This is a genomic window from Geoalkalibacter ferrihydriticus DSM 17813, from assembly GCF_000820505.1.
GTDB classification, from domain to species: domain Bacteria; phylum Desulfobacterota; class Desulfuromonadia; order Desulfuromonadales; family Geoalkalibacteraceae; genus Geoalkalibacter; species Geoalkalibacter ferrihydriticus.
In genome coordinates, this window is the sequence record NZ_JWJD01000001.1 from 1,067,448 (window position 1) to 1,092,645 (window position 25,198).

Genomic DNA, 25,198 nt, shown 5'->3' on the forward strand with positions numbered 1-25,198 from the left:
GTGAAAGTTTACGCTGGAAAAAACGTGGTCATCGTCGGTGCGGGTCGCACGGGCCTGGCGCTGGTCGGATTCTTTCTCCGCCAGGGCGCACGTCTCACCGTATCCGACCGGCGTGAAGCCGAGCGTATCGCCGGAATCGATAAACTGTCTCAGGCCGGAATTCGCCTCGACCTGGGTGGGCACAGCGCAGAGGTCATGCGGCAAGCCGATCTGGTGGCGGTCAGTCCCGGCGTGCCTCTCGATCAGCCCGCGCTGGCCGCAGCCGCTGCCCAGGGTATACCGGTGCTGGGCGAGATAGAAATCGCCTGGCGCGCGCTGCGCGCGCCGCTTGCGGCGGTGACCGGTACCAATGGCAAGTCGACGACCACCACCCTTCTCGGTGAAATTTTTCACGCCTGGGGCAAGAAAACCTTCGTCGGCGGCAATCTCGGCCTGCCTCTGATTGAGGCGACGCGCGAAACTGATTGGGATTGGCTGGTGGCCGAGCTGTCTTCCTTCCAGTTGGAAGCGGTGGTGGATTTTCGTCCGCGCTTTGCGCTGTTGCTCAACATCAGCGAGGATCATCTTGACCGCTATCCGGATATGGACACTTATCTGGGGGCCAAGGCGCGAATCTTTGCCCGTCAGACCAGAACCGACGTGGCCGTGCTTAACCGGGAAGATCCTTTGGTACTCAAAGCCGCTACCGATACCCTGGCGCGCAAGGTGTTTTTCTCTTCGGCGCGACTGCTCGACGAGGGGATGGGATTCGATGGGCGGCACCTGGTGTGGCGTATGGATGGCCACGAAGAACGATTTGCTGCAGCTGACATGCAGTTGCGTGGCCTGCATAACATCGAAAACGCCATGGCCGCGCTGATTCCGCCTCTGCTCGCCGGCTGTCCCGCGCCGGTTGCCTGGCAGGCAGTCTGCGCTTTTTCCGGGTTGCCCCATCGCATGGTACCGGTTCGTTGTCTTGATGGGGTGAACTGGTACAACGATTCCAAGGCAACCAATGTCGGCAGTGTCGTCAAAAGCATTGCCGGGCTGAACGCGCCCGTCACTCTTATCGCCGGCGGCAAAGACAAGGGTGGGGATTATGCGCCCCTGATTCCCCTGGTGCGCGAACGCGTGGCGCATCTGATCCTGATAGGTGAAGCGGCTGGACGCATTGCCGAAACCTTGGGGGATTGCACACACACCCTGCACGCGGCGGACATGGAAGACGCGGTACACAGGGCGCGCGAACTGACTCCATCGGGCGGGACAGTTCTGCTTTCGCCGGCCTGTTCGAGTTTCGACATGTTTCGCGATTTTGAGGAGCGCGGCGAAGTTTTCGCCGACCTGGTCGCAAAATTGCCTGAACAGACGGCGAAGGTCGTCTGATTATGACGGCGCAACGCGAATTCGATACGACGATTCTGCTTCTCGTGGTGGTCCTGACCTGCTTTGGCGTGGTCATGGTCTATTCGTCGTCATCGATCATGGCGGCCAAGCGCTTCGGCGATGGCTTCTACTTTCTCAAGCGGCAAGGTTTGTATGCCGTGGTGGGATTTTTGCTCATGGCAGCCGCCATGCATATCGATTACCGGTTCTGGCGCCGCTTAACATGGTTGGGGCTTGCGGCAGCAGTGATTTTCCTAATCGCGGTTCTGATCCCAGGTGTCGGTGCCAATGTCGGCGGCGCCTCGCGCTGGCTGCGTTTTCCGGGTTTCTCCGTGCAGCCGGCGGAGCTGGCCAAACTTGCGTTGGTGTTTTACCTGGCCCATAGCATGGCGCGGAAAAAGGACAAGCTCATGAGCTTCAAGCTCGGCTTTCTGCCTTACATGCTGGTGGTGGGATGTTTTCTCGGACTGCTGTTGTTGCAGCCGGATCTGGGCAGCGCCATCGTCATCGCCGGGGTGGCGCTGGCCATGCTGCTGGTTGCCGGAGCACGCTTGAGCTATCTTTTTTCCGTGGCGCTGATTGCCCTGCCGGTGCTGTATCTGGCGATCATGCAGGTTGATTATCGACGCCGCCGCATCCTGGCGTTTCTCGACCCCTGGGACGATCCGTTCAATACGGGGTTTCAGATCCTGCAAAGCTGGACGGCCTTTGGACTCGGCGGCCTGCTCGGTAAGGGACTGGGGGAGGGACAGCAGAAACTGTTCTATCTGCCCGAGGCCCATACGGATTTCATTTTTTCGGTGGTTGGAGAAGAGCTGGGCTTTATCGGGGTGCTGGTGGTTACCGCCATGTTTCTGGTGTTCTGTCTGCGCGGCATCCGGGTCGCCGAGCAGGCGCCCGATGATTATGGTCGCCATCTGGCTTTTGGGCTGACTTTTCTCATCAGCCTGGGAGCCTTCATCAATATGGGCGTGGTGCTCGGCCTGTTACCGACCAAGGGGTTGGCGCTGCCCCTGCTGTCCTATGGTGGCACAAGCCTGTTGACGACGCTGTTTGCCGTCGGGGTATTGCTCAACATTTCACGCCAAAGCGGGGAGGCCAAGGTATGAAGCTGCTTCTGGCGGGAGGCGGAACCGGCGGGCATCTGTTTCCGGCAGTCGCACTCGCGGAACAGTTGCTGCGCGAAGATCCCGCCGCTGAAGTGTTGTTCGTCGGCACTGAACGTGGGCTGGAAAATCGCATCGTGCCACGCCTTGGCTTTAACCTGCGCAAAATCGACATCAGTGGTTTTGTCGGCAAGGGCTGGCGACGCAAGGTCGCCCTGATCCCGCAACTGGAGAGAAGCTTTCGGCAATCCCGCGTGATTTTGCGGGACTTTTCGCCCGACGTGGTGGTCGGGGTGGGCGGCTATGCCTCGGGGCCGGTTCTGGCCGCGGCCCGCATGATGGGGTACCCGGTTCTGATCCACGAGCAGAATGCCTGGCCCGGCTTGACCAATCGCCTGCTTGCCCCCTGGGTGCAGCGCGTGTGCCTGTCTTTTCCGGAAAGTGGAGATTTTATGCGCCGTGCCCGCAAAGTGGTGACCGGTAACCCGGTGCGGCTGGGCCTCGCCGATTGCCCCTCGCTGCCGGATGGGCCGCCGCATCTGCTGGTCTTCGGCGGATCTCTCGGGGCGCGCGCCATCAACGACGCGCTGCTCGCCACGCTGCCCGAGCTGGCGGATCTCAAAGGCAGAATGACTCTGTTGCACCAGACGGGGGAAGACGATCTGGAACGGGTGCGTTCCGGGTACCGTGATGCCGGCTGGAACCCACAGTGGGTGGTGCCGTTTATCGACGACATGGCGGCAGCCTACGGCGCGGCCCATCTGGTCTTGTGCCGGGCGGGGGCCACCACTCTGGCGGAGCTGACCGCCTGCGGGCGCGCCGCGATCCTGGTGCCCTATCCGCATGCCGCCGCCGACCACCAGACGGCCAATGCCCAGGCCTTGGCGGAGAAGGGCGCGGCCATGCTGCTGCCTCAGGACCAATTGAATGCGACGCGCCTCGGACAGTTGCTGCGCGAGATGCTGGCCGATCCCGGCCTGCTTACCTCCATGGCCGGCGCGGCGCATGCCCTTGGGAAAAGAGATGCGGCCAAAGCCATCCTGCAGGAGTGCCGGGTGATTGCCGGCAAAAGCCGGTGATGCGTGATGGGTGATCACTTCTCACCGCCTCTGGAGAAATTATGTACGGAAAGATTCGAAAAATTCATTTTGTCGGCATCGGCGGCATCGGCATGAGCGGCATTGCCGAGGTGCTGCTCAATCTGGGATATCAGGTCTCCGGGTCCGATTTGCGCGAAAGCGAAATTACCCGGCGCCTGGCCGAGCTTGGCGGCGAGATTTCCTACGGGCATCGGGCCGAAAATGTACGTGAAGCCGATGTGGTGGTGATTTCCACAGCGGTTAAAAAGGACAACGCCGAGGTGATCGACGCCCACAAGCGGCTGATTCCCGTGATTCCGCGCGCGGAAATGCTCGCCGAGTTGATGCGCATGAAATACGGCATCGCCGTGGCCGGCACCCATGGCAAGACGACCACGACCAGCATGGTGGCGACCCTGCTTTATCATGCCGGGATCGATCCGACCTCGGTTATCGGGGGGCGAGTTGATGCCCTCGGTTCCAATGCCAAACTCGGTCAGGGTAAGTTTCTGGTGGCCGAGGCCGACGAATCGGACGGCTCTTTCATGCTGCTTTCGCCGACCATCGCCACGGTAACCAATATTGACGCCGACCATCTCGACTTTTATCAGGATCTGGAAGAGATCAAGGAAACTTTCGTCGACTTCATCAACAAGGTCCCTTTCTATGGGGTGGCAGTGCTGTGCCTCGACGATCCCAATATTCAGGCCATCATCCCCCGGGTCAAAAAGCGCTTTCTGACCTATGGGCTGGCCGGTCAGGCGGATCTGTTTGCCACCGACATCGTGCACGAGTCCGGGAGGACATCCTTCAAGGCCCATCTGCATGGTCGCGAACTCGGCAAAATCTCCTTCGGCATGCCTGGGCGCCACAACGTGCTCAATGCCTTGGCGGCCATCGCGGTGGCCATGGAAATCGGTGTGGCCTTTTCAGTGATCGCCGAAGGCTTCAAAGAGTTCGGGGGGGTGCAGCGTCGCTTCCAGATCAAACACGATGCCCAGGGGATCATGGTGGTCGATGATTACGGCCATCATCCCGCCGAAATCAAGGCGACTCTAGCGGCCGCGCGGTCCGGCTGGGATCGTCGCGTGATCGCGGTATTTCAGCCACATCGTTTCAGCCGCACCCAGGCGCTGTTCGATGACTTTGTGACCGCTTTTTACCAGGCCGACCATCTGGTGGTTACCGATGTCTATGCTGCCGGTGAAGAACCCGTCGCGGGAGCCGACAGCGCACATCTGGTGCAGAGCATCAGTCGGCATGGACACAAAAATGTCCACTATGTGGCTGATCGCAGTGCCGTGGTGCCGCACCTTGCCCCCTTGCTGCGCGCGGGAGATATGGTCATCACCCTGGGGGCGGGCAATATCTGGCAGGTCGGCGAAGATCTGATTCGCTATTTGCGCGAGCACAACGGGCCGGCTGCGGTAAAAGCATGATGAGGCAGGGGTGTGACAAAATACGTCATTTGGTCTCCGCTGCCTTCGGAATGGGCAAATTATGCATCGTGATGAATTGAAATCCAAACAGATCGGCGTCCTCATGGGCGGCCTTTCCGGTGAACGGGAAGTGTCCCTGCGTACCGGGCAGGCGGTTCTCAATGCCCTGCAGCAAAAGGGCTATCGCTGCACGGCCATCGATGCGGGCCGCGATCTGGCGATGCAATTACGCCAGACCGGCACCGAAGTCGCGTTTATCGCTCTGCATGGGCGTTTCGGCGAGGACGGCACGGTGCAGGGGCTGCTTGAACTCATGGGAATTCCTTATACGGGGAGCGGGGTTCTGGCCTCCAGCCTGGCCATGGATAAGATCGCCACCAAGAAAATGCTGCTCTACCATGAGTTGCCCACTCCGGGATTCGAGACCTTCCGGCGAGGTGAGGATATGGAGGCGCTGCTGGTGCGCTGCCGCCACTTCCCCTTGGTGGTCAAACCGGCGCGCGAGGGTTCGACCCTCGGCATCACCATTGCCGGCAATGAGGACGAACTGCGGCGGGGTCTCGCCGAAGCGCTGCGTTTCGATGATCAGCTGCTGGTTGAGGAGTACATTGCCGGGCGCGAACTCACGGTCGCGGTTCTCGACGGCACGGCCCTGCCGATCATTCAGATCGAAGCCGAGGGCGGGTTTTACGATTTCGGCGCTAAATATACCAGTGGCCAGACCCGCTATCTGCTGCCTGCTCCCCTGGAGCCGGTGCTTTATCATCGCATGCAGGAAGCCGCCGTCGCGGCCTGTGCGGTATTGGGATGTTCAGGCGCGGCGCGTGTTGATTTTCGCGCCAAGGAGCGCGAGTTTTACTGTCTGGAAGTCAACACCATTCCGGGCATGACGGAAACGAGCCTGCTGCCCAAAGCGGCGCAGGCCGCCGGGATGGATTTCGGTGAACTGGTCATGAGGATTCTTGAAGGCGCCGCCCTCGGTAAATAGGCTGGGCATGTTCTTTCAGGAGCCTTTTCGGGCGAGCGCGTATGCGAGACTATAAGGCATCGACCCCGCCAAAGGTCAAAAAGAACAAAGTGCGGCGCGAGCGCCGCCAGCGAGACTGGCGCGCGCTTTTTCAGAAGATCTTGCGTTGTACGGTCACGGTGGTCAGCTCGGCTCTCATTGTCGGCGGCGCGCTCATCGCCGCGCGCATGCTGGTTGCCTCTGATTATTTTCGCATCGAAACGGTGCGGGTGGAAAACGCCGTGCGGGTTGGCGTGGATGAGGTTCTCGGCCTTTCCGATATCGCTGTCGGAAGCTCGATTTTCGACCTCAACCTGGAGATGATCGGGCGCAAGATCGAGGAGAATCCCTGGATCAGAACCGCGCGTATCGATCGGATTTTCCCGCGCGAGGTGGTGATCCGTATTGAAGAGCGCGAACCGCGGGCCATCGTCAATCTCGGCTATCTCTATTACCTCGATGCCGGGGGCGAGGTGTTCAAAATGCTCAATGCCGGTGATCGCCTGGATTATCCCGTGATTACCGGTATCGCCCGCAAGGACATGCTGGAGCAGCCCGAGAAGACGCAAGAGCGCTTGCGGACAGCCCTGGCGGTGCTTGATGAATTGAGAGAGCGGCGCCGATTCAATCTGGAATCGGTCTCCGAGATCAACCTGCACCCCGACGAAGGGATTGCCCTTTACACCTACATGGGCGGTATCCCGGTGCGGCTCGGTGAAGGAGATTACGGGCGCAAGCTCGATCGCCTGGAGCATATTTACAAAGAACTGGAGCCGCGCTTGACCGCCCTGGAGTATATCGATCTCAAGGTGCCCGGCCGTGTGATCGTCAAGATTGAAAACAGACCGCAGCGAGGCAGAGGATAGCAGCCGCCGAGGAAAGGAAAATGTTATGAGCAACAGGAGAGAAAATCTGGTCGTCGGGGTGGATATAGGAACCACCAAAATCTGCGCCATTGTCGGTAATCTGACCGCAGATGGTCTTGACATCGTCGGTATCGGCGTCAGCCCTTCAAAGGGACTGCGCAAAGGCGTGGTAATCAACATCGAGAGTACCGTGGCGGCTATCCGCAAAGCTCTGCAGGAAGCCGAGTTGATGGCCGGCTGCGAAATAAAGTCGGTGTTCGCGGGCATCGCCGGCGGCCATATCAAGGGCTTCAATTCCCAGGGCGTGATCGCTATCAAGAACCGCGAAGTGACCGGCGAAGATGTGCGCCGCGTCATCGACGCTGCCAAAGCGGTGGCCATTCCCATGGACCGCGAGGTGATCCACATTCTGCCGCAGGAATTCATCATCGACGATCAGGACGGCATCAAGGAGCCCCTGGGCATGAGCGGCGTGCGCCTGGAAGCCAAGGTGCATATCGTGACCGGTGCCGTGGCCAGCGCCCAGAACATCATTAAGAGCTGCAACCGTGCCGGCGTCGACGTGGCCGACATTGTGCTCGAACAGCTCGCCTCGGCCGAAGCGGTACTCTCCAGCGATGAAAAGGAACTGGGCGTAGCCATGGTCGATATCGGCGGTGGGACCACTGATATTGCCATCTACATCGACGGCGCCATCAAGCACACCTCGGTGCTGTCCCTGGGTGGCAATCATCTGACCAATGATATCGCGGTCGGATTGCGCACCCCTATGAACGAGGCCGAAAAAATCAAGCACGCCTACGGCTGCTGCCTGACCTCCATGGTCGATAAGGATGCCACCATCGAGGTGCCGTCGGTGGGCGGCCGCGAACCACGAATCCTGTCGCGCCAGCTTCTGGCGGAAATTCTTGAGCCGCGGGTCGAAGAGATTTTCACCTTGGTCAACCGCGAGATCATTCGCAGCGGTTACGAGGATCTCATCGCTTCGGGCGTCGTCATTACGGGGGGAACCTCGATTCTTCCCGGCATGCCCGAACTGGCCGAGCAGATTTTCGGCATGCAGGTGCGCCGTGGAGTACCGCGCGACATTGGCGGATTGACCGACGTGGTCAATTCTCCCGTATACGCGACCGGGGTCGGCCTGGTCAAATATGGATGCAAAAACCTGGAAACGAAAAATTTCAGTATCGGCCAGGAAAATACCTTCGAAAAGATCGTTCGTCGCATGAAGGAATGGTTCGGAGAATTTTTCTGATCAGGTTCGGAAGACAAACCTTCCGGGGTCGCGGAGATACCCGGAACAGCTAACGGGGAGGGATATATGTTTGAATTTGACGAGAGTTTGGATCGCCCGGCGAAAATCAAGGTCATCGGAGTCGGCGGCGGCGGTGGTAACGCGGTCAATACCATGATCGACTGTAACCTTGAGGGCGTCGAGTTCCTGACGGCCAACACGGACGCTCAGGCGCTGAAAAACAGCAAGGCGGCGATGAAGGTGCAACTTGGCAACAAGCTCACCAAGGGCCTGGGGGCCGGCGCCAACCCCGAAATCGGCCGTGAAGCTGCGCAGGAGGATCGCGCCCGTATCGCCGAGTTTCTCGAAGGCACCGACATGGTGTTTATCGCAGCGGGACTCGGTGGCGGAACGGGTACCGGGGCCGCGCCGATTATTGCCGAGGTCGCCAAAGAACTGGGCGCTCTCACCGTCGGGGTTGTGACCAAGCCCTTTACCCGCGAAGGCAAGCAGCGGGCCAAGAAGGCCACCCAGGGTGTGGATTGTCTGAAAAAGGTGGTCGACTCGCTGATCGTGATTCCCAACGATCGGCTGCTCGGGCTGGCCGGCAAAAACATGAGCATCCTTGATGCTTTCAAGCCATCCGACGACGTGCTGCGTCAGGCCGTACAGGGGATCAGCGACCTCATCACCACCAGCGGCCTGATCAACGTCGACTTCGCCGACGTCAAGGCCATCATGAGCGTGCGCGGCATGGCAATGATGGGCATCGGTCTGGCTTCCGGGGAAAAGCGCGCTGCTGAAGCGGCACAAAAAGCCATCAGCAGCCCCTTGCTCGAAGAAATCGACATCTCCGGCGCCAAGGGCGTGTTGGTCAACATCTGCGGCTCAAGCAGCATGACCATGGAGGAGTTCGACGAGGCTTCACGCATTATCCACGACAAGGTTCACGAAGACGCCAACATCATCATCGGTCTGGTGGTCAACGAAGAGATGGGCGAGAATATCAAAATCACTGCGATCGCCACTGGTTTCGGCGAATCCTTCGAGCAGACTCGCGGCGCCACCGAAGAACTCAAGGCCCAGGCGGCCCTGGCCCTGAGCGGCAAGGAAAATCGCGATATTCCGGCCTTCATCCGCGAGCGCCAGCGCGAAAGCATCCGCAGCATGCGCAGTAACCTCGGCCCCAATATCGCCGGGACGGACGATGAATACGACATCCCCACCTTCCTGCGCAAGCGGGTCGACTGAGGCAGGGCGCAAGCGCGTTACAAAGGCATTCCCCGTCAGGGCAGGTTGTTGAAAAGACGGGTTTCTTCTCACATCCCCGAGCCGGTTCTCCGCCCGGCGCTTGAGGGGAAGAGTGTATGCAATGTTGTGTGTATAAATCCTCCCCCCCCAAGGGACTGCTGCGTGCGGTCCCTTTATTTTTTGCTTTGCCATTGGTCATTTGTAAAACCTTTCGTTATGATCGAGACAACGGACAACGGACAACGGACAACGGACAACGGACAACGGACAACGGACAACGGACAACGGACAACGGACAACGGACAACGGACAACGGACAACGGACAACGGACAACGGACAACGGACAACCTCGTGAGCCATCGACTTCTGGATAAAGCCCATCGCCGCCTGGCAGCGGAAAGCGGTTGCCGGTCCAACCCCTGGGGGGGGCGGATGGCAGTGGCGCTGGTGTATCCCAACACCTACCGTCACGCTATGAGCAACCTCGGTTTTCTCACCGTTTACCATATGCTCAACAGCCGTGAGGATGTCCTGTGCGAGCGCTTTTTTCTGCCCGACGAGGAGGATCTCGTCGAACATCGCGCCACCGGCTATTCGCTCTTTTCCCTGGAGTCAGGGCGTTTTCTCGACGAATTCGATCTGGTTGCATTCTCCATCTCCTTTGAAAACGATTATCTCAACCTGCCGGTCATTTTCGAGTTGGCGCGCCTGCCCTGGCGCGCGGCCGAACGCGATGCCCGGCATCCGCTGCTGCTGGCCGGCGGGGTGTGCGCCTTTCTTAATCCCGAACCCCTGGCTGAGGTCATGGATCTGTTTGCCGTGGGCGAGGCCGAGCCGCTTCTTCCCGGCTTGATAGATGCGCTTAAACACGAAGCCTTCTCGCGGCAGGCGCTCCTTGAACGGCTGGCGGGTTTGGCGGGCATTTATGTCCCGCGTCTTTACGAACTGGATTACAACCCGGACGGCAGCCTGGCTGCACGGCGGGCCAAAAACGGTGCCCCGGCGCGCGTGCGCCGCCAATGGCTTGCCGATCTGGATGCCTCGCCGAGCGTCTCTTTCGTGCTCACCGAGGAGACGGAATTCGGCGACATGTATCTCAGCGAGATATCGCGGGGTTGTTCGCGCGGTTGCCGGTTCTGTGCCGCCGGATTTCTCTATCTGCCGCCGCGCGAACGCAGCCTGAAAAATCTCGCCGCGCAGGCTGACGAAGGTTTGTGCAGCCGCCGCCGCATCGGCCTGGTGGGCGCGGCGGTGGCCGACCATCCGGATGCCGCGGCCCTGCAGGATCACATCGTCGCCCAGGGTGGCGGAGTGTCGGTGTCGAGTCTGCGCATCGATGCCCTGCGCGAAGAAGAAGTCACCGCGCTGGCCGCCGCCGGACATCGCACCGTGGCCATCGCTCCCGAGGCGGGCAGCCAGCGCCTGCGCGATCTGGTCAACAAGGGGTTGACCGAAGAGGCTATTCTCAGAGCCGTTGAGTTGCTCGCCGAGGCCGGGATTCCAAACCTCAAGCTCTATTTTCTCATCGGTCTGCCGAGCGAGAACGAGGCGGATGTGGATGAACTCCTGCGCCTGGTCGGTGCGATCCGCGGGCTGTGGTTGGAGGCCGGGCGCAAGCGCGGACGCCTCGGCCATCTGACCTTGTCGCTTAACCCCTTTGTGCCCAAGCCTTTTACACCCCTGCAGTGGGCGCCTATGGCATCGGAGAAGACTCTGCAGAAAACCCTGCGGCGCATCCGCTCTGGGGTGGCGCGTTTGGCCAACACCGAAATGATCTGCGAATCTCTGCGCGCGGCGACCCTGCAAGCTTTTTTCGCCCGCGGCGATCGGCGCGTCGGTGAAGCGCTGCCGCTGTTGGCCGCCGGACGCAATCTCAAGGCGGCGTGCCGCGAACTCGGCCTCGATCCGGATTTCTACGTCACGCGCCCGCGCGGCGAAGCTGAGATGTTTCCCTGGGAAGTCATCGATAACGGGGTGCGTCGCGATTACCTGTGGCAGGAATATCAACGCGCCCGGCAGGGGCAGATAACGCCGCGCTGCGCCCCTGGATGTCGGCGCTGCGGGGTCTGTGGGTAGAAGGCAGATGGAAGCTGAGGTCTGAGGGCGGACGGACAAAGGACAAAGGACAAAGGACAAAGGACAAAGGACAAAAAAGCATGGCGTGGATTCAGTTGTTTATCGCGGGGTTTTTTGAGGTGCTGTGGGCGTTGGGCCTCAAGTTCACCCACGGCTTTACCCGCCTCGGCCCGAGCATTTTTACCCTCGTCGCCATGGCCGCCAGTTTCTGGTTTCTCACTCAGGCGCTGCGCACCCTGCCCGTGGGCACCGCCTATGCGGTGTGGACCGGCATCGGCGCGGTGGGCATCGCCATCATCGGGATGCTGTTTCTCGGCGAACCGCGCACCTGGTCACGGCTGTTCTTCATCGCCCTGATCGTTATCGGCATCGCCGGGCTCAAATGGTCGGCGGAACAGAAAAAAACACCAGAGGTCGGCTTGACAGAGGGCCGCCGCCAGGTAGAATGATGACCGATTCGATTATCTTTCTATCCCTGCTCAAGGAGGATTCCCCATGGCTCAGGAAAGAACCGGCATCATCACCTTTAAAGGCAACCCCATGACTTTGCTCGGCCCCGACGTCAAAGTCGGCGACAAGGCTCCTGACTTTCGCGTGGTCGACAATGGGCTGGCACCCGTGACTCTGGCCGACTCGGGAGGCAAGGTGCGCTTGATCACCGTGGTGCCTTCCATCGATACCCCGGTCTGCGACAGCATGACCCGCAAGTTCAACCAGGATGCCGCCGGACTCCCCGACAGCGTCGCGGTTTACACCATCAGCATGGATCTGCCCTTTGCCCAGAAGCGCTGGTGCGCAGCCGCCGGCATCGATAAGGTCCAGACCCTCTCCGACTATCAGGATCGCTCCTTCGGTCTGAATTACGGCATGCTCATCAAGGAATTGAAACTCCTGGCGCGTGCGGTATTCGTCATCGATGCGCAGGGCAAGGTGGCTTACCGCGAGATCGTTAAGGAAGTGACTGAGGAGCCCGATTACAACGCGGCGCTGGAAGCGGTGAAAAAGTTGGCCTGAGACAGGCAAGGGCAGGGGATGCAGATGCACGCGGAAGAGGCGGGATCAAGGCGGATAAAGACTTGATCCGCAAAATCTGCGTCCCAGTGATTTTTTCAGGCAATAAGCCCTCGGCCACGCGGTCGGGGGCTTTGCTGCGTTTCAGGGCTTGCGATCGCGGTTGCGGCCGAGGAGGGTGTCGATGGAGAAGAAGCTGCGCAGGTCGCTGCGCGCGCGGTTGACCTGGCCGTGAATCTCCATGCCGCGGCGCAGCATGTCACCGGCGCGGCGGGCGCCGAACAGCACCACTAGCAGCAGAATCAGCAGGCCGATTTCCAGGAAACCAAAACCAAACATGAGGAAAACTCCAGAACGACTGAATTGACTCCGATCATAGCCCGAGGCACCTGGCAAAGACAAGGTTTTCCCGCGCCGCAACTTGCATTGCCGGCAGCGCTTGATTTATCGTGAAACGTCGGACATTTTCATCAAAACAAAAAAGCGTAAGGAACAATCCATTGACCGCCGGTGTCTCGGGATACTCGGCTGACCCGCAAGAAGGCCAAAAAAACCATGAACGTCGAGCAGATGAAACACGTGGTGCGCGAGATTCTCACCCGCACCGATCTTACCCCCTGCGTAGTCGGCCATCGCGGCGTGGGCAAGACCGCCGGCATCATTCAGGTGTGCCGCGAGGCCGGCCTGCGTTACGTGCCCCTGCGCCTCGGGCAGATGGAAGTCGGCGATCTCGTCGGCATCCCCTATCGCGAGGGCGACATCATGCGCTGGTCGCGTCCCTCCTGGTGGCCCATGGAGACCGATCCGCCCACCATCGTGCACTGCGACGAGCTCAACCGGGCCCAGCAGGAAGACACCCTGCAGGCCATCTTCCAGTTTGTCGAACCACCCGCCGAGGGCCAGCACCGCGCCCTGCACACCCATCAGCTCGACCCGCGGCACAAGGTGGTGGTCACCATCAATCCCCCCGACGGCACCTATCAGGTCGCCACGCTCGACCGCGCGCTGCTCGACCGCATGGTCATGATCTACGTCGAAACCGACTACCGCTGCTGGGCGCGTTATGCCGAGAGCAGAAATTTCGACCGCGACGTACGCCAGTTTCTCGCCGCCCACAACCAGATGCTCGCCTGCCAGGGCAGTCCGCTGGATATGCAGATGGAGCCCAGTGAGCGCGCCTGGGAGATGGTCAGCACCCTGCGCCGCAAGTGCCGCTTTCCCCAGGATCTGGAGATGGAAATCTACGCCGGCATCGTCGGCAACGAGGCGGCCGGCCTGTTTCTGCAATGGTGTCTGGAAAACCGCGAGCGCCCGGTGACGGCCGAAGAGGTGCTCGACGGTTGGGCTGAGAGCGCCGCGCGGGTGCGCGCCCAGCGCGACGATCTGCAGGCCGCCACTCTCAACCTGCTGGTCACGCGCCTGCAGAACAATGCGCGCCTCACCACCGCTCAGGAAGAAAATCTCGTTGCCTATATCGACGTGCTGCCCCGCGATCTGCGCTTCGGTCTGGTCAAGTCTCTGCTCAAGATCCCCGCCGTGGCGGCGGTGCTGAGCAAGGATCAGCATGATGCGGTGGTATTCGATGCCATCGAGCAGATCAGCCGGGAGGCAAGTTAAAAAAGCTGTCCCTGAGCATTTCCTTTGTTCTTTGTTGAGGGCGAAGACAGGATTGAGCGAGCAATGGGGTTAGGATGAGCAACCAGCGCCTTTCAGCAAAGGATAAAGGACAAGGGACAAGGGACACGCAGCTTCTTGAAGATGCGATCATCCGCTTGCTCAAGCGCCGGCCCTTTTACGGCCATCTGCTGTTGAACTTTCGTCGGCGGCTGGGGGCGGGGGCTTATCCTCTGGGCGTGACGCTGGTTGGGGGGGCGCCGCTGCTGGAGGTCAATCCGGAGCGTTTTGCCGCCTATCCGGCCCAAGAGCAGGAGGCGCTGCTCGAGCATGTTATCAAGCATGTGCTGCATCTGCACATGACGCGGCGCAAGGAGCGCCACGGCTTGACCTGGGATGTGGCCTGCGATCTCGCCATCAATCCCGGCATCGCCGGGATGCCGGTCGAGGCGCCGGGACCCGCGCGCTTCAAACTTGATGCGGGACTTGCTGCCGAGGAATATTACCGTCTGCTGTCGCGTCCATTCGACACCGGCAATCTCGAAGGGCAGGGGTTGGGTGACGCTACGCAGGAAAGCAGCGGCGACAGCGGCGCGGGCAGCAGCACCCTCGATGTCGCCCACGACACCTCGCCCCTGGATGATCACAGCCTCTGGGCTGAAGCCGATGCCGTACCCCGGCGCCTGGCGGAACAGAGGGTGCGCGCGCTGGTGCAGGATGCCTGGCGCAAAAGCGACGGCGAAGTGCCGGGCGATCTCCGGGCGCTGGTTGCGGCCATGCTCGCCCCGGCGCCCATTGCCTGGCGGCAGGTGCTGCAGCAATTCGTCGCCACCGCCGGGCGGGTCGGGCGCCGGAGCACCTGGAAGCGCGAACACCGGCGCTTCGCCCACGCCACCCCGGGCCAGCGCAAACGCCGCCGTCTGAACCTGCTGATCGGCGTCGACGTCAGCGATTCCACCAACATTCACGCCCTGCGCGAAGCCTTCGCTGCCGAACTGCTGCGCATCGCCCGCAGTCGCGATACTCTGCTGACGGTGCTCTACGCCGGCAGCCGCATTCAGAAGATCGCGAGTTTTCGCGGCAACGAAGCCGTCGCCGAAGTCTATCAGGGCGGCGGCTTCACCGATCTGCGCCCGGTCTTCGACTACGCCCGCACCCTGCAGCCGCGCCCCGCAGCCGTCATCTACCTCACCGACGGCTACGGCGAAGCCCCCGAACACATGGAATTCCCCACCCTCTGGGCGCTGACCAAAGACGGCCAAAAACCCGTTGAGTGGGGCGTTGAGCTGCGGCTGGATGAATGACGGGTGATGAGATCAGCAACAGCGACTGAGCTTCTCCAAAGGACAAAGGACAAATGACCAAGGACCAGACTTTATCCCCCATGACCGAAGAATCCGTGCGCACGCTGCTCGAAGAAGCCGGTGCGCGGGTCGGTTCGCGCGGCGGACGCTCCAACAACTATGGTGCGCCGCGTGAATTCTCCTTTGAAGTGCGCGCCCTGTTCCCAAACGGTTTGGGCTTGCAGGTCGTCGCCCGCCAATACAACTACCGCGATCCCTGGGAAGCCGCCGGCCGTGTCAACGATATGGTCGATGTGGCTCTGCTGCGTGACGGCGGCTACTCCCCCCTGCCTCGTGGTTATGCTTGGTTTCAGGGACGCGACGAGGAAGAAAGTGTCGACGAGGCGACCCTGCGTGAGATCATCGGCGTGGTGCGCGATCTCAATCCGAAGATTTTCAAGTTGCAGGAGTTGACGGGGGATTTGTAGACATCCAATTTCGCCGCCCGAATCAATGCTATGATGCACTCGCAAAAACTCAGAGGATGGCTAAGCAAAAATTTCGTCCTACAAGGCCTGGTGGTTTTTCAGGGGCGAAGGCATACATCAGGTATGTCGAGGTCCTGAAAAAACGCCGTAACGCCGTAGGGCGGACTTTTTGCGACGCCATCNGGTGGTTTTTCAGGGGCGAAGGCATACATCAGGTATGTCGAGGTCCTGAAAAAACGCCGTAACGCCGTAGGGCGGACTTTTTGCGACGCCATCAATGCTATCCTTGAGGGGATTGCTGTTATAGGGCGGGTGCTTTCCGTGGTCCGGCCCCGCTTGGTCGTTTCCAGCGGAGATGACCAGGGGGGAGCTTACCCCGGCAGGAACTGCGCAAATTCACATTTTTTGATGAAAAGAGGAGACCGTGTCCAAAAATTCTAAGGATGAACAACGTGAACGCCTTGTGGCCGAAATGCGCAAGGAAGAGGAGCAGCGCCAGGCCGGTTATCGGGAGAAGGCCCTAAAGCTCTTTCCCCACGTGTGCGGTCGCTGCACGCGCGAATTCGAAGGCAAAAAGCTGCGCGAATTGACCGTTCACCACAGAGACCACAATCACGATAACAATCCCCCCGACGGCAGCAATTGGGAGCTTTTGTGCATCTACTGCCACGACCACGAGCATACTCGCGGCGTACAGGAGCAACGCGACGCAGACAGCTCCTCGGGCGAGACAACCCGCCCCTCGCTGGTACACTCACCCTTTGCGGCGCTGGCGGAGCGGTTTAAAAAGTAAGTCGCGGTGTCTGGGGACGGATCTGCTCGCGTCGCTGAACAGATTATTTTTCATAGCAGAGGAGAGGCTGGATGAAATTTCTGCTTATGGTGTTTATTGTGTCGCTAGCAGGATGCGTCAGAATCCCGGAACATGTGAAACCGGTTGATAATTTCAATTTAAATGCATACCTGGGAACCTGGTACGAAATTGCAAGACTTGATCATTCTTTTGAACGAGGGTTGACTCACGTAACCGCTGATTATCGATTGCGTGATGATGGCGGTATAAGAGTATTAAACCGGGGTTATGACGAAAAAAACAAGACCTGGAAAGAAGCCGAAGGTCGGGCCTACTTTGTTAAAGGGCCTGACCTGGGGTTTTTGAAAGTTTCTTTCTTTGGCCCCTTTTATGGCTCGTATATCGTGTTTGAGCTTGACCATGAGGGCTATCAATATGCACTCGTCTCCGGTCCGAAAAAAACTTATTTATGGATTTTGTCCAGAACTCCGGAGATGGAAAAGGATTTAAGGGAGAGCCTCGTAGCAAAGGCAGCAGAGTCTGGTTTTGATACCAGCAAGTTGTTGTTTGTCGACCATGACTAATTAGGAGGGGGCTGCCGTGAAACTTTTCACCTGCTTTAATTGCGGAAATCTTCTGTATTTTGAAAATACTGCGTGCACCAGCTGTGGCGCCGCACTCGGATTTTTTCCAGACGATATGATCCTCGGTGCGATGACACCCACTGGGACGGACAACCTCTGGCTGGCGCAGCACAACCAGCGTCGCTATAAAATGTGTGAAAATTACGCGGTCCATCAGGTCTGCAATTGGATGGTTGCGCAGCAGAGTCAGGAGTCGTTTTGCCCGGCGTGCCGTTTAAACCGGACAATCCCCGATTTGAGTATCGGCGACAATATCCGCTTGTGGCATACCCTTGAAATTGAAAAACACCGGCTGGTTTATTCCCTGCTGCGGATGGGTCTGCCGTTGGCACCACGCTCACAAAGGCAGGATGGGCTGGAGTTTGATTTTCTAGCTGACAACGCCAATCTGTTTAGCGAGCGCAAACGCGTCTTAACCGGTCATGCGGCGGGACTGATTACCCTCAACATTGCCGAAGCCGACCCTGTTTTACGCGAAAAGATGCGCAACGATATGGCCGAGCCTTATCGGACTCTTCTCGGGCATTTTCGCCATGAGGCCGGGCACTATTATTGGGGCAGGCTCGTGGCCGGAACCTCCTGGCATGAACCGTTCAGACAACTTTTCGGCGACGAGACCGCCGATTATGGCGCTTCGCTGGAAAGGTACTATGCCCAGGGACCTGCTGCGAACTGGCAGGAATCATTTGTCAGTTCCTATGCAAGCACCCATCCCTGGGAAGATTGGGCGGAAACCTGGGCGCACTACCTGCACATCGCCGACACTCTGGAAACCGCATCGCAGTTCGGGCTTCGGATCGCTCCCTCGGCGGGCCAGGACCCGAAGCTGGCCGTCGGGCTTGAGACGCTTGATCCCTATCAGCCCATCTCTTTTGATGAGCTCATCACGGACTGGCTGCCTCTGACCTTTGCCCTGAACAGCCTCAACCGGAGCATGGGGCATGCTCTTGCCTATCCTTTTGTCATTGTCCCGGCGGTGATGGAGAAGCTCGCTTTTATTCACCGCCTTGTCTCGGCATATCGTTAGCGCCCCCCTAGTCTCGACCTTATCTTTCGGCAAGGGATTTGCGGCCAGACCGGTCGATCCTCGCGACATCCACCGACACCTTCAACTGATGCTCTCCGCCTCCATAAGCCACGCCCTTTAAAGGCGTGGCATCGGCAAAATCGCGACCCCAGGCGAGGGTAATATAGCGCTCTCCCGGCCGCTGGTTGTTGGTCGGGTCGAAATCGCGCCATCCGCTTGCGGGGTGATAGACGGAGAACCAGGCGTGCGAGGCGTCGGCACCGATCAGACGCTCTTTGCCCGGCGGCGCATCGGTCTCGAGGTAGCCGCTCACATAGCGCGCCGCCAGACCCTGGGAGCGCAGACAGCCGATGGCCAGATGGGCGAAATCCTGACAAACCCCGCTGCGGTGTTCCATGACCTCCTTGAGCGGCGTGGCGATGCTGGAGAATTCGGGATCATATTTGAAGTCTTTGAAAATTCTGCACATCAGGTCATGCACCGCCTCATCGAGGAGACGCCCCGGCCGGAAGGAGGGGCGGGCATAGTCTGCCAGAATATCTTCCACGGCGATCATGGGAGAATCCAGGGTGAACTGCAGGGCGTCGATGCTTTCCGGGGAGTGGTCGTTGCGCAGCCGCTCGCATGCCTCTTCCCAGGACAGGTTTTCTGTCCGGCCGCGCGGTTCCGGTTTCGCCCCCTGCACTTCGACTTCGCTGACTGCCGTCACCCGTAAGCTGTCATGAGGGTGTTGGATGGAAAAATAGTCGGTCTGGTTGCCGAAAAAATCGATTTCCCGGTCATGGTCCTGCGGGTATGGGTCGATGTGCAAACTGGCGTCGCGGACCTGCTGATGGGGGAGTTGGCGCGGCACCAGGCGCGCTAAATTGTAGCAGAGCCCGACGCGCGCCTCGTAGATGAACTCAGTGATGTGAGTCACACGGTATTTCATACATCTTCGTCCTGCAGTTGCGGAGCCAATTGCTGGGACGGCTGCGCATGGCTGAAATAGGTGCTGGTGATGATTTCGGAGAGGCGCCACAAGCCGGCAGCCTGGTTGTCGAGCAATTCAGCAAGAACCTCAAGGTCGTCAGTGTTTTCATCTGCCCGGGTGAGCTGGGCGACTTCGGCCAGGCGCAACCGGCTATAGGCTTCCAGCAGGCAACGCTTATCTTCGCCGAAACATTCTCGGCGGCGGTCGCGGGGCAGGTCGGCAACGTGTTGTCGCAGTTGAGCGAACTGGTAAGCCAGCGAGCGGGGATGCTCTTCGTCCATGAGCAGGAGTTCAAGCACCGTGGGCAGATGCATGTAGGAGCGATAGCGTCGGCGAAAGGTGTTGAGGCTGTCACAGATGCCGAGAAGGGTTTCCATGAGCTGGCGCTGCACGGCTTCATCCAGATGAGGCACCAGGGTTGCGCGCAGCAGGGAAATGAGGCCCAGACCACGCTCCAATCGCCGGCCCAAGTCGAGGAGCAGCCAGCCCGATTCGCGGGGCATGCTCTCGGCGACCAGGCCGCTGAAGGCCATAAGTTGCATGATCAGATGATCGAGGCGGTCCTGCATGCGATAGTTCAACGGCCCCGGCTGCTCGTCATCGAACCAGTCCGAGAGAATCGCATCGATGATCCGCCAGATCTCAACCGGCCAGTGGTCGCGAACGGTCGATGCCACCTGGCTGAAAGAATGAAGCACCGCAGCCAGACTCCCCGCCCGCCCGGTATCCAGCATCAGGGCACTGAGTTCTGCGCGGGGGTTTTTCAAGAGTTCCTTGGCCCCTTCGCCGACAAACCCCGGATAGGTTCCGGTCACCTGAGTCAACGCCCGCAGCAAGCTGTGGAGATAGGGTTGCATCAGGTCGCGGTCGGCGTCACGCTGCTCGCGGCGCAGCGCCAAAATCGCTCGCAATAAGCGGGCCGTGCCCTCGGCACGCTCCACGTAGCGCCCTGCCCAGAAAAGGTTGTCGGCTGTACGGCTCGGCAGCGGTTCGGCGCAAAACGGCAATACCTGGTCGTTTTTCGGTTGCTGCCAGAGACTGACATAGCGGACCGGCTCTTTGGATAGGACCCAGGTGTCTTTGCTGCCGCCGCCCGTTTTATTTGACACCACCAGCTCGCCCGCTGTCGCGGCGATGCGCGTCAGGCCGCCCGGCATGGCGACGTAACCCCCCTCGCCGCCGACCAGAAAAGCGCGCAATATGGCGTGGCGGGGTTCGACCGCACCCGCGGCCAGCGAGGGCGCCGTGGAAAAACTGATCATTTCCTGGCCGATATAAAGGTGTGGCTTGTGCAGGATGCGTTCGCGCAGAGCTGACCGCTCGGCAGTACTCAGCTGGGCGCCGAAAATAGCGCGATAGCCGCGCGAGCGATGGATCGGCTTAATGACCAGCTTGTCGAGGTTATCCAGAACAAAACGGCGCTCAGGTTCCTGGCCGCACCACCAGGTAGCCACCGCAGGGAGTTGGAGGTCTTCATTGAAGAAATATCGGGCGATCCCTGGGAGAAAGGGCATCAACCCGGGATTTTCGAGGATGGCGCTGCCCAGCGGATTGGCGACTGCAACCTGACCGAGGCGCGAGGCCTGAACCAGACCGGTAATGCCGAGGCGTGAATCCTCGCGCAACTCCAGAGGATCGCAATAGGCATCATCGAGGCGGCGCAGGATGACATCGACCTGGTGCAGACCCTCCAAAGTTTTGAGCCAGACGCGCCCGTCGCGCACACTCAGATCATCCCCCTGAACCAGGGTGTAGCCGAGATAATCGGCCAGATAGGCGTGCTCGAAATAGGTCTGGCTGAAGGGGCCGGGAGTCAGTAGAACGACACGGGGGTTTTCACGGTTCTGCGGCGCGAGAGCGGCGAGGCGTTCGCGAAAAAGCTGAAAGAAACCGGCCAAACGCTTGACATGGCTTTTGCGGAAAAGCGCCGGGGCAATGCGCGTCATCACCATGCGGTTTTCAAGGGCATAGCCGGCACCGGAGGGGGACTGGGCACGGTCGTCAAGGACCCACATGCGTCCGTCTGGACCGCGCACCAGATTGATGGCGCAAAAAACCAGGGGGCGCTGGGCGAATGCCGGAAGCCCGGCGCAGCAGCGCTGGAAACCACTATGGCCGAAAATCAGCTCGGGTGGCAGCAGCCCCTCATGCAGCAGTTTCTGCGGGCCATAGAGATCGGCGAGAATCAGATTGAGCAGTTCGGCGCGCTGCACCATGCCGGATTCGATGGCTGTCCATTCGTCGGTGCTGATGAGCAGCGGCAGCGGGTCGAGCTGCCAGGGGCGGGACGTGCCGAGCGGCCCGTTGATGACGTTGAAGGTGACGCCGTTTTCGCGCAGCAGCCGTTGCGCTTCGCGGTGACGCAGAGTCAACCCCTCTCGACCGAGTTGCTCGATTTCACGCATGAGGGTTTTCCAGTGCGGCAGCAGCCGCCCCGCGCCGCTATGCATTTCGTCATAGCCGTCGAGGCGCGTCGCATAATGCTGGGCAATGGATGCCGAGGTTGTTTTGTCTGGCCGCAACACGTTAGTTTCCTTGGGCTGGAGTCATGAGGCGGCCGATTATACGGCAGGGCTGCGGCGCAAATCCACCGTATAGGGAAATTCGCTGTTCGGCTCTTCCGCCGGTGGCGTCATGGCCTGAACCGGACCGGCTTCAGGCGTAAAAATGCCGCTGCCGCTGCCGACGAAATCAGGCGGCGCCACAACCACGCCCGAGGTCGCGCCGAGATCCCAGAACCGGGTGATGCGCCGGGCTTCGGCCTCAAAGGCATTGACGGGGAAGACATCATAGCTGCGGCCGCCCGGATGGGAGACGTGATAGGTGCAACCGCCGATGGAGAGGCCACTCCAGGTGTCGATGACTTTGAAGACCAGGGGCGAATGGGGTTTGATGGTCGGATGCAGGGCCGAAGGGGGCTGCCAGGCGCGGTAGCGCACCCCGACCACGTACTCGCCCTGGCGCCCGGTGCCGCGCAAAGCCAAGCGCCGACCGTTGCACACCACCGCGTGACGTGGCTCGGTGAGGCCGGTGATGCGCAGTTGCAGACGCTCCACCGAGGAATCGACGAAGCGCGCCGTTCCCTGGCTGCCCATTTCCTCGCCGAGCACATGCCAGGGTTCAATGGCAAAGCGCAGTTCGAGTTCCATGTCGTCGATCTGGACGGAGCCGAAGTGCGGAAAACGAAATTCGAGGAAAGGCTCAAACCATTGCAGGTCAAACGGATAGCCCGCGCGCTTGAGATCGGCGACAACCTGTCGCATGTCTTCACGGACAAAGTGCGGTAGCAGAAAGCGATCGTGCAGTTCGGTCCCCCAGCGCACCAGGTCGTGGGTGTAAGGCTGTTTCCAGAACCAGGCGATGAGGGTGCGCAGCAGCAGGTTCTGCACCAGGCTCATGCGCGCGTGCGGGGGCATTTCAAAAGCGCGCATTTCCACCAGCCCCAGTCGGCCCGACGGGCTGTCGGGCGAGTAGAGTTTGTCGATGCAGAACTCGGCACGGTGGGTGTTGCCGGTCATGTCGATGAGCAGGTTGCGCAGCAGGCGGTCAACCAGCCAGGGCGCGGGTACTTCGCCCTGCGGCATCTGCTGAAAGGCGATCTCGAGTTCGTAAAGAGCATCGTTGCGCGCTTCATCGACTCGTGGCGCCTGGCTGGTCGGGCCGATGAACATTCCTGAGAACAGGTAGGAGAGCCCCGGATGATGCTGCCAGTAGGTGATCAGGCTGCGCAGCAGATCAGGGCGACGCAGCACCGGGCTGTCACCCGGAGTGGGTCCGCCGATGGTGATGTGATTGCCGCCGCCGGTGCCCGTATGACGACCGTCGAGCATGAATTTTTCGGTGCCCAGACGGCTCTGGCGGGCTTGCTCGTAGAGAATCGTGGTGTTCTTGACCAGATCGCGCCAGGTGGCGGCCGGGTGGATGTTGACTTCGATGACACCGGGGTCGGGGGTGACCAGCAGCCGCTCCAGGCGATAGTCGCGGGGTGGCTCATAGCCTTCGACGACCACCGGCAGGGACAACTCGGCGGCGGTCGTTTCGACCGCCGCGACGACGTCGAGATAGTGCTCAAGGATAGTGATTGGGGGCATGAAAACATACAGCCGCCCGTCGCGTACCTCGACGCACAGAGCGGTATGCGGTACATCTACCAACGGCGCGTCCGGCTCATCGGCACAAGGCGGAGCGTCTTGCTGCTGAGGGGGCTCGACGCGATGAAAACGCTGCGCGATCTCTCCGTGGTAGTCGGCAAGAGGCGGCAGGGGGCTGAACTGATCCTGGTGCGCAAGATTCTCGCGCTTGTCCGGCGCCTTCCAGGGCAGGGAATCCAGGGGCAGCCGCAGCCCCATGGCGGAACCCCCGGGGACCAGATACATACGGCCGCGCCGGAATTCCCAAGGACCGCTATGCCAGCTCTGTTCACTGGAATCCCACCGGAGCGGCAGAACAAAGCCGCTTGGTACCTCGAGGCCCCGTTCGAGGAGTTGCGCCAGGTAACGGCGCTCCAGGGAGTCTTTAAGGTCGGCCTGGAGCGGATCGATGTTGCTCGGCAGCGTGCCTTCTCTCCACAGGTAATAGAAGCTGTCCTCGAAGCCGGCCACCACATATCTGGTATCGACGCGCAAGGCATTGGCCAGGTGGTGGATGAAGCGCCCGGCGTCTTTGAGGGTCATGCCATAATCCCCATCGATATCGGCGAGGAGTTTGGGATTGCGCCACACCGGCACTCCGTCCTTGCGCCAGAAACAGCCGTAGGACCAGCGCGGCAGAGGCTCTCCCGGATACCACTTGCCTTGACCGAAGTGCAGCAGCCCGCCGGGACCGAAGGCTTCGCGCAGGCGGCACAGCAGCTCATTGGCCAATTGTCGTTTATGCGGCCCATCGGCCTGCGTGTTCCACTCGGGACCCTCCATGTCGTCGATGGACACAAAGGTCGGCTCGCCGCCCATGGTCAGTCGTACATCCTTGGAGAGCAGCTCCGTGTCGACCTGTTCGCCCAGGGCGTCGATACGCGCCCACTGCGCGTCGCTGTAGGGCTTGGTGACCCGTGGATCCTCGTGAATGCGCGTTACCTGGTTGGAAAACGCGAAGCTCACCTCGCAGGGGTCGCTGGCACCGGTCACCGGGGCGGCGCTGGCGGGATGCGGCGTGCAGGCCAGGGGAATGTGCCCTTCGCCGGCAAAAAGCCCCGAGGTCGGATCGAGGCCGATCCAGCCGGCACCGGGAATATAGACTTCGGCCCAGGCGTGCAGGTCGGTGAAATCGGCCTCCGGTCCGGAGGGGCCGTCGAGGGATTTTTCGTCGGCAGTTAACTGGATCAGGTAGCCGGAGACAAAGCGGGCGGCCAGTCCCAGGTGACGCAGAATCTGCACCAGCAGCCAAGCCGAATCGCGGCATGAACCGACGGCCATCCGAAGAGTCTCCTCGCAGGTCTGCACCCCGGGCTCCATGCGCACTGAATACTTGACGGTCTCCTGCACCCGGCGATTGAGGGCCACCAGAAAATCGACCATGGGCTCCTTGTCGCGGGAGACATCGTTGAGCCATGCCTGTAGCAGCGGCCCGTTCTCGTCGACTTCGAAGTAGGGGGCCAGCTCCTTACGCAGCCGTGACTCATAGGTAAAGGGAAAGTTGTCGGCGTACTCCTCGATGAAAAAATCGAAGGGATTGATGACGGTCAGATCCGCCGTCACCTCGACCTCGATCTTCAGTTCGCGACAGGGGTTTGGAAAGACCAGGCGCGCGAGGTAGTTGCCGAAGGGATCCTGCTGCCAGTTAAGAAAATGCTCCTGCGGCGATATGCGCAGGGCATAAGCGCGAACCGGCGTGCGCGAATGCGGTGCCGGTCGCAGGCGCAGAACGTGCGGAGACAAATTAACGGGGCGATCAAACAGGTAGTGTGTGACATGGCTGCAGCAGACGCGAATGGACATGGCAGTTAC

The 25,198-nt window shown here is 60.3% G+C and carries 21 protein-coding genes; 17 read left to right on the forward strand and 4 right to left on the reverse strand.

The window, feature by feature from the left end:
* The 11 genes from murD to tpx all read left to right on the forward strand — a co-directional run bounded on the left by murD (window position 1) and on the right by tpx (window position 12,437).
* The gene (gene murD / locus GFER_RS04880; protein WP_040096556.1) at window positions 1–1,365 is read left to right on the forward strand and encodes a UDP-N-acetylmuramoyl-L-alanine--D-glutamate ligase; all 1,365 of its coding nucleotides are present in this window, start codon (window positions 1–3) and stop codon (window positions 1,363–1,365) included.
* A 2-nt stretch (window positions 1,366–1,367) separates the two neighbouring features.
* Entirely contained in the window at window positions 1,368–2,474 is a 1,107-nt protein-coding gene (ftsW, locus tag GFER_RS04885) for a putative lipid II flippase FtsW (protein WP_040096558.1), read from the forward strand.
* Window positions 2,471–3,550 (forward strand): undecaprenyldiphospho-muramoylpentapeptide beta-N-acetylglucosaminyltransferase, encoded by a 1,080-nt coding sequence (gene murG, locus GFER_RS04890; RefSeq protein WP_040096560.1) that lies wholly within the window; start codon window positions 2,471–2,473, stop codon window positions 3,548–3,550. The genes ftsW and murG overlap by 4 nt, the downstream gene beginning before the upstream one ends.
* A 41-nt stretch (window positions 3,551–3,591) precedes the next feature.
* A complete protein-coding gene (gene murC / locus GFER_RS04895; protein ID WP_040096562.1) occupies window positions 3,592–4,989 on the forward strand; it encodes a UDP-N-acetylmuramate--L-alanine ligase in 1,398 nt (465 codons plus the stop codon).
* 61 nt (window positions 4,990–5,050) lie between these two features.
* Window positions 5,051–5,977: a D-alanine--D-alanine ligase gene (locus tag GFER_RS04900; RefSeq protein WP_040096564.1), complete on the forward strand. Its 927-nt coding sequence runs from the start codon at window positions 5,051–5,053 to the stop codon at window positions 5,975–5,977.
* Between the two features lie 41 nt (window positions 5,978–6,018).
* Window positions 6,019–6,861 carry a cell division protein FtsQ/DivIB gene (locus GFER_RS04905; protein ID WP_040096566.1) on the forward strand — a complete coding sequence of 281 codons (843 nt, stop codon included), beginning with the start codon at window positions 6,019–6,021 and terminating at the stop codon, window positions 6,859–6,861.
* Between the two features lie 25 nt (window positions 6,862–6,886).
* Window positions 6,887–8,116: a cell division protein FtsA gene (gene ftsA, locus GFER_RS04910; RefSeq protein WP_040096568.1), complete on the forward strand. Its 1,230-nt coding sequence runs from the start codon at window positions 6,887–6,889 to the stop codon at window positions 8,114–8,116.
* A gap of 66 nt (window positions 8,117–8,182) precedes the next feature.
* Window positions 8,183–9,346 (forward strand): cell division protein FtsZ, encoded by a 1,164-nt coding sequence (gene ftsZ / locus GFER_RS04915; RefSeq protein WP_040096570.1) that lies wholly within the window; start codon window positions 8,183–8,185, stop codon window positions 9,344–9,346.
* A gap of 352 nt (window positions 9,347–9,698) precedes the next feature.
* Complete coding sequence (locus tag GFER_RS04920; protein ID WP_040096572.1) at window positions 9,699–11,423, forward strand: radical SAM protein; 1,725 nt, start codon at window positions 9,699–9,701, stop codon at window positions 11,421–11,423.
* Between the two features lie 80 nt (window positions 11,424–11,503).
* The gene (gene sugE, locus GFER_RS04925; protein WP_052445969.1) at window positions 11,504–11,872 is read left to right on the forward strand and encodes a quaternary ammonium compound efflux SMR transporter SugE; all 369 of its coding nucleotides are present in this window, start codon (window positions 11,504–11,506) and stop codon (window positions 11,870–11,872) included.
* Between the two features lie 46 nt (window positions 11,873–11,918).
* Window positions 11,919–12,437 carry a thiol peroxidase gene (gene tpx, locus GFER_RS04930; RefSeq protein WP_040096575.1) on the forward strand — a complete coding sequence of 173 codons (519 nt, stop codon included), beginning with the start codon at window positions 11,919–11,921 and terminating at the stop codon, window positions 12,435–12,437.
* A 141-nt stretch (window positions 12,438–12,578) separates the two neighbouring features.
* On the opposite strand, the gene GFER_RS04935 is transcribed toward tpx, so the two are convergent.
* Window positions 12,579–12,773 carry a hypothetical protein gene (locus tag GFER_RS04935; protein ID WP_040096578.1) on the reverse strand — a complete coding sequence of 65 codons (195 nt, stop codon included), beginning with the start codon at window positions 12,771–12,773 and terminating at the stop codon, window positions 12,579–12,581.
* A 216-nt stretch (window positions 12,774–12,989) separates the two neighbouring features.
* On the opposite strand from GFER_RS04935, the gene GFER_RS04940 reads away from it, so the two are divergent.
* From GFER_RS04940 to GFER_RS04965, 6 genes are all read left to right on the forward strand, one after another.
* The gene (locus GFER_RS04940) at window positions 12,990–14,051 is read left to right on the forward strand and encodes a hypothetical protein (protein WP_040097456.1); all 1,062 of its coding nucleotides are present in this window, start codon (window positions 12,990–12,992) and stop codon (window positions 14,049–14,051) included.
* Window positions 14,052–14,125: 74 nt separating this feature from the next.
* Complete coding sequence (locus GFER_RS04945) at window positions 14,126–15,352, forward strand: vWA domain-containing protein (protein WP_052445970.1); 1,227 nt, start codon at window positions 14,126–14,128, stop codon at window positions 15,350–15,352.
* A 53-nt stretch (window positions 15,353–15,405) separates the two neighbouring features.
* Window positions 15,406–15,819 carry a hypothetical protein gene (locus GFER_RS04950; protein ID WP_040096580.1) on the forward strand — a complete coding sequence of 138 codons (414 nt, stop codon included), beginning with the start codon at window positions 15,406–15,408 and terminating at the stop codon, window positions 15,817–15,819.
* Window positions 15,820–16,291: 472 nt separating this feature from the next.
* Entirely contained in the window at window positions 16,292–16,612 is a 321-nt protein-coding gene (locus tag GFER_RS04955; RefSeq protein ID WP_052446057.1) for a YajD family HNH nuclease, read from the forward strand.
* Between the two features lie 71 nt (window positions 16,613–16,683).
* Entirely contained in the window at window positions 16,684–17,196 is a 513-nt protein-coding gene (locus GFER_RS04960) for a lipocalin family protein (RefSeq protein WP_040096585.1), read from the forward strand.
* Between the two features lie 16 nt (window positions 17,197–17,212).
* The gene (locus GFER_RS04965) at window positions 17,213–18,283 is read left to right on the forward strand and encodes a zinc-binding metallopeptidase family protein (protein WP_040096587.1); all 1,071 of its coding nucleotides are present in this window, start codon (window positions 17,213–17,215) and stop codon (window positions 18,281–18,283) included.
* A gap of 19 nt (window positions 18,284–18,302) precedes the next feature.
* On the opposite strand, the gene GFER_RS04970 is transcribed toward GFER_RS04965, so the two are convergent.
* From GFER_RS04970 to GFER_RS04980, 3 genes are read right to left on the reverse strand one after another with little or no spacing between them, the layout of a single operon-like run.
* Window positions 18,303–19,214: a transglutaminase family protein gene (locus tag GFER_RS04970; protein ID WP_040096590.1), complete on the reverse strand. Its 912-nt coding sequence runs from the start codon at window positions 19,212–19,214 to the stop codon at window positions 18,303–18,305.
* A complete protein-coding gene (locus GFER_RS04975; RefSeq protein WP_235264004.1) occupies window positions 19,211–21,781 on the reverse strand; it encodes a circularly permuted type 2 ATP-grasp protein in 2,571 nt (856 codons plus the stop codon). The genes GFER_RS04970 and GFER_RS04975 overlap by 4 nt, the downstream gene beginning before the upstream one ends.
* A 36-nt stretch (window positions 21,782–21,817) precedes the next feature.
* Entirely contained in the window at window positions 21,818–25,189 is a 3,372-nt protein-coding gene (locus GFER_RS04980; RefSeq protein ID WP_040096593.1) for a transglutaminase family protein, read from the reverse strand.
* Window positions 25,190–25,198 lie beyond the last annotated feature (9 nt).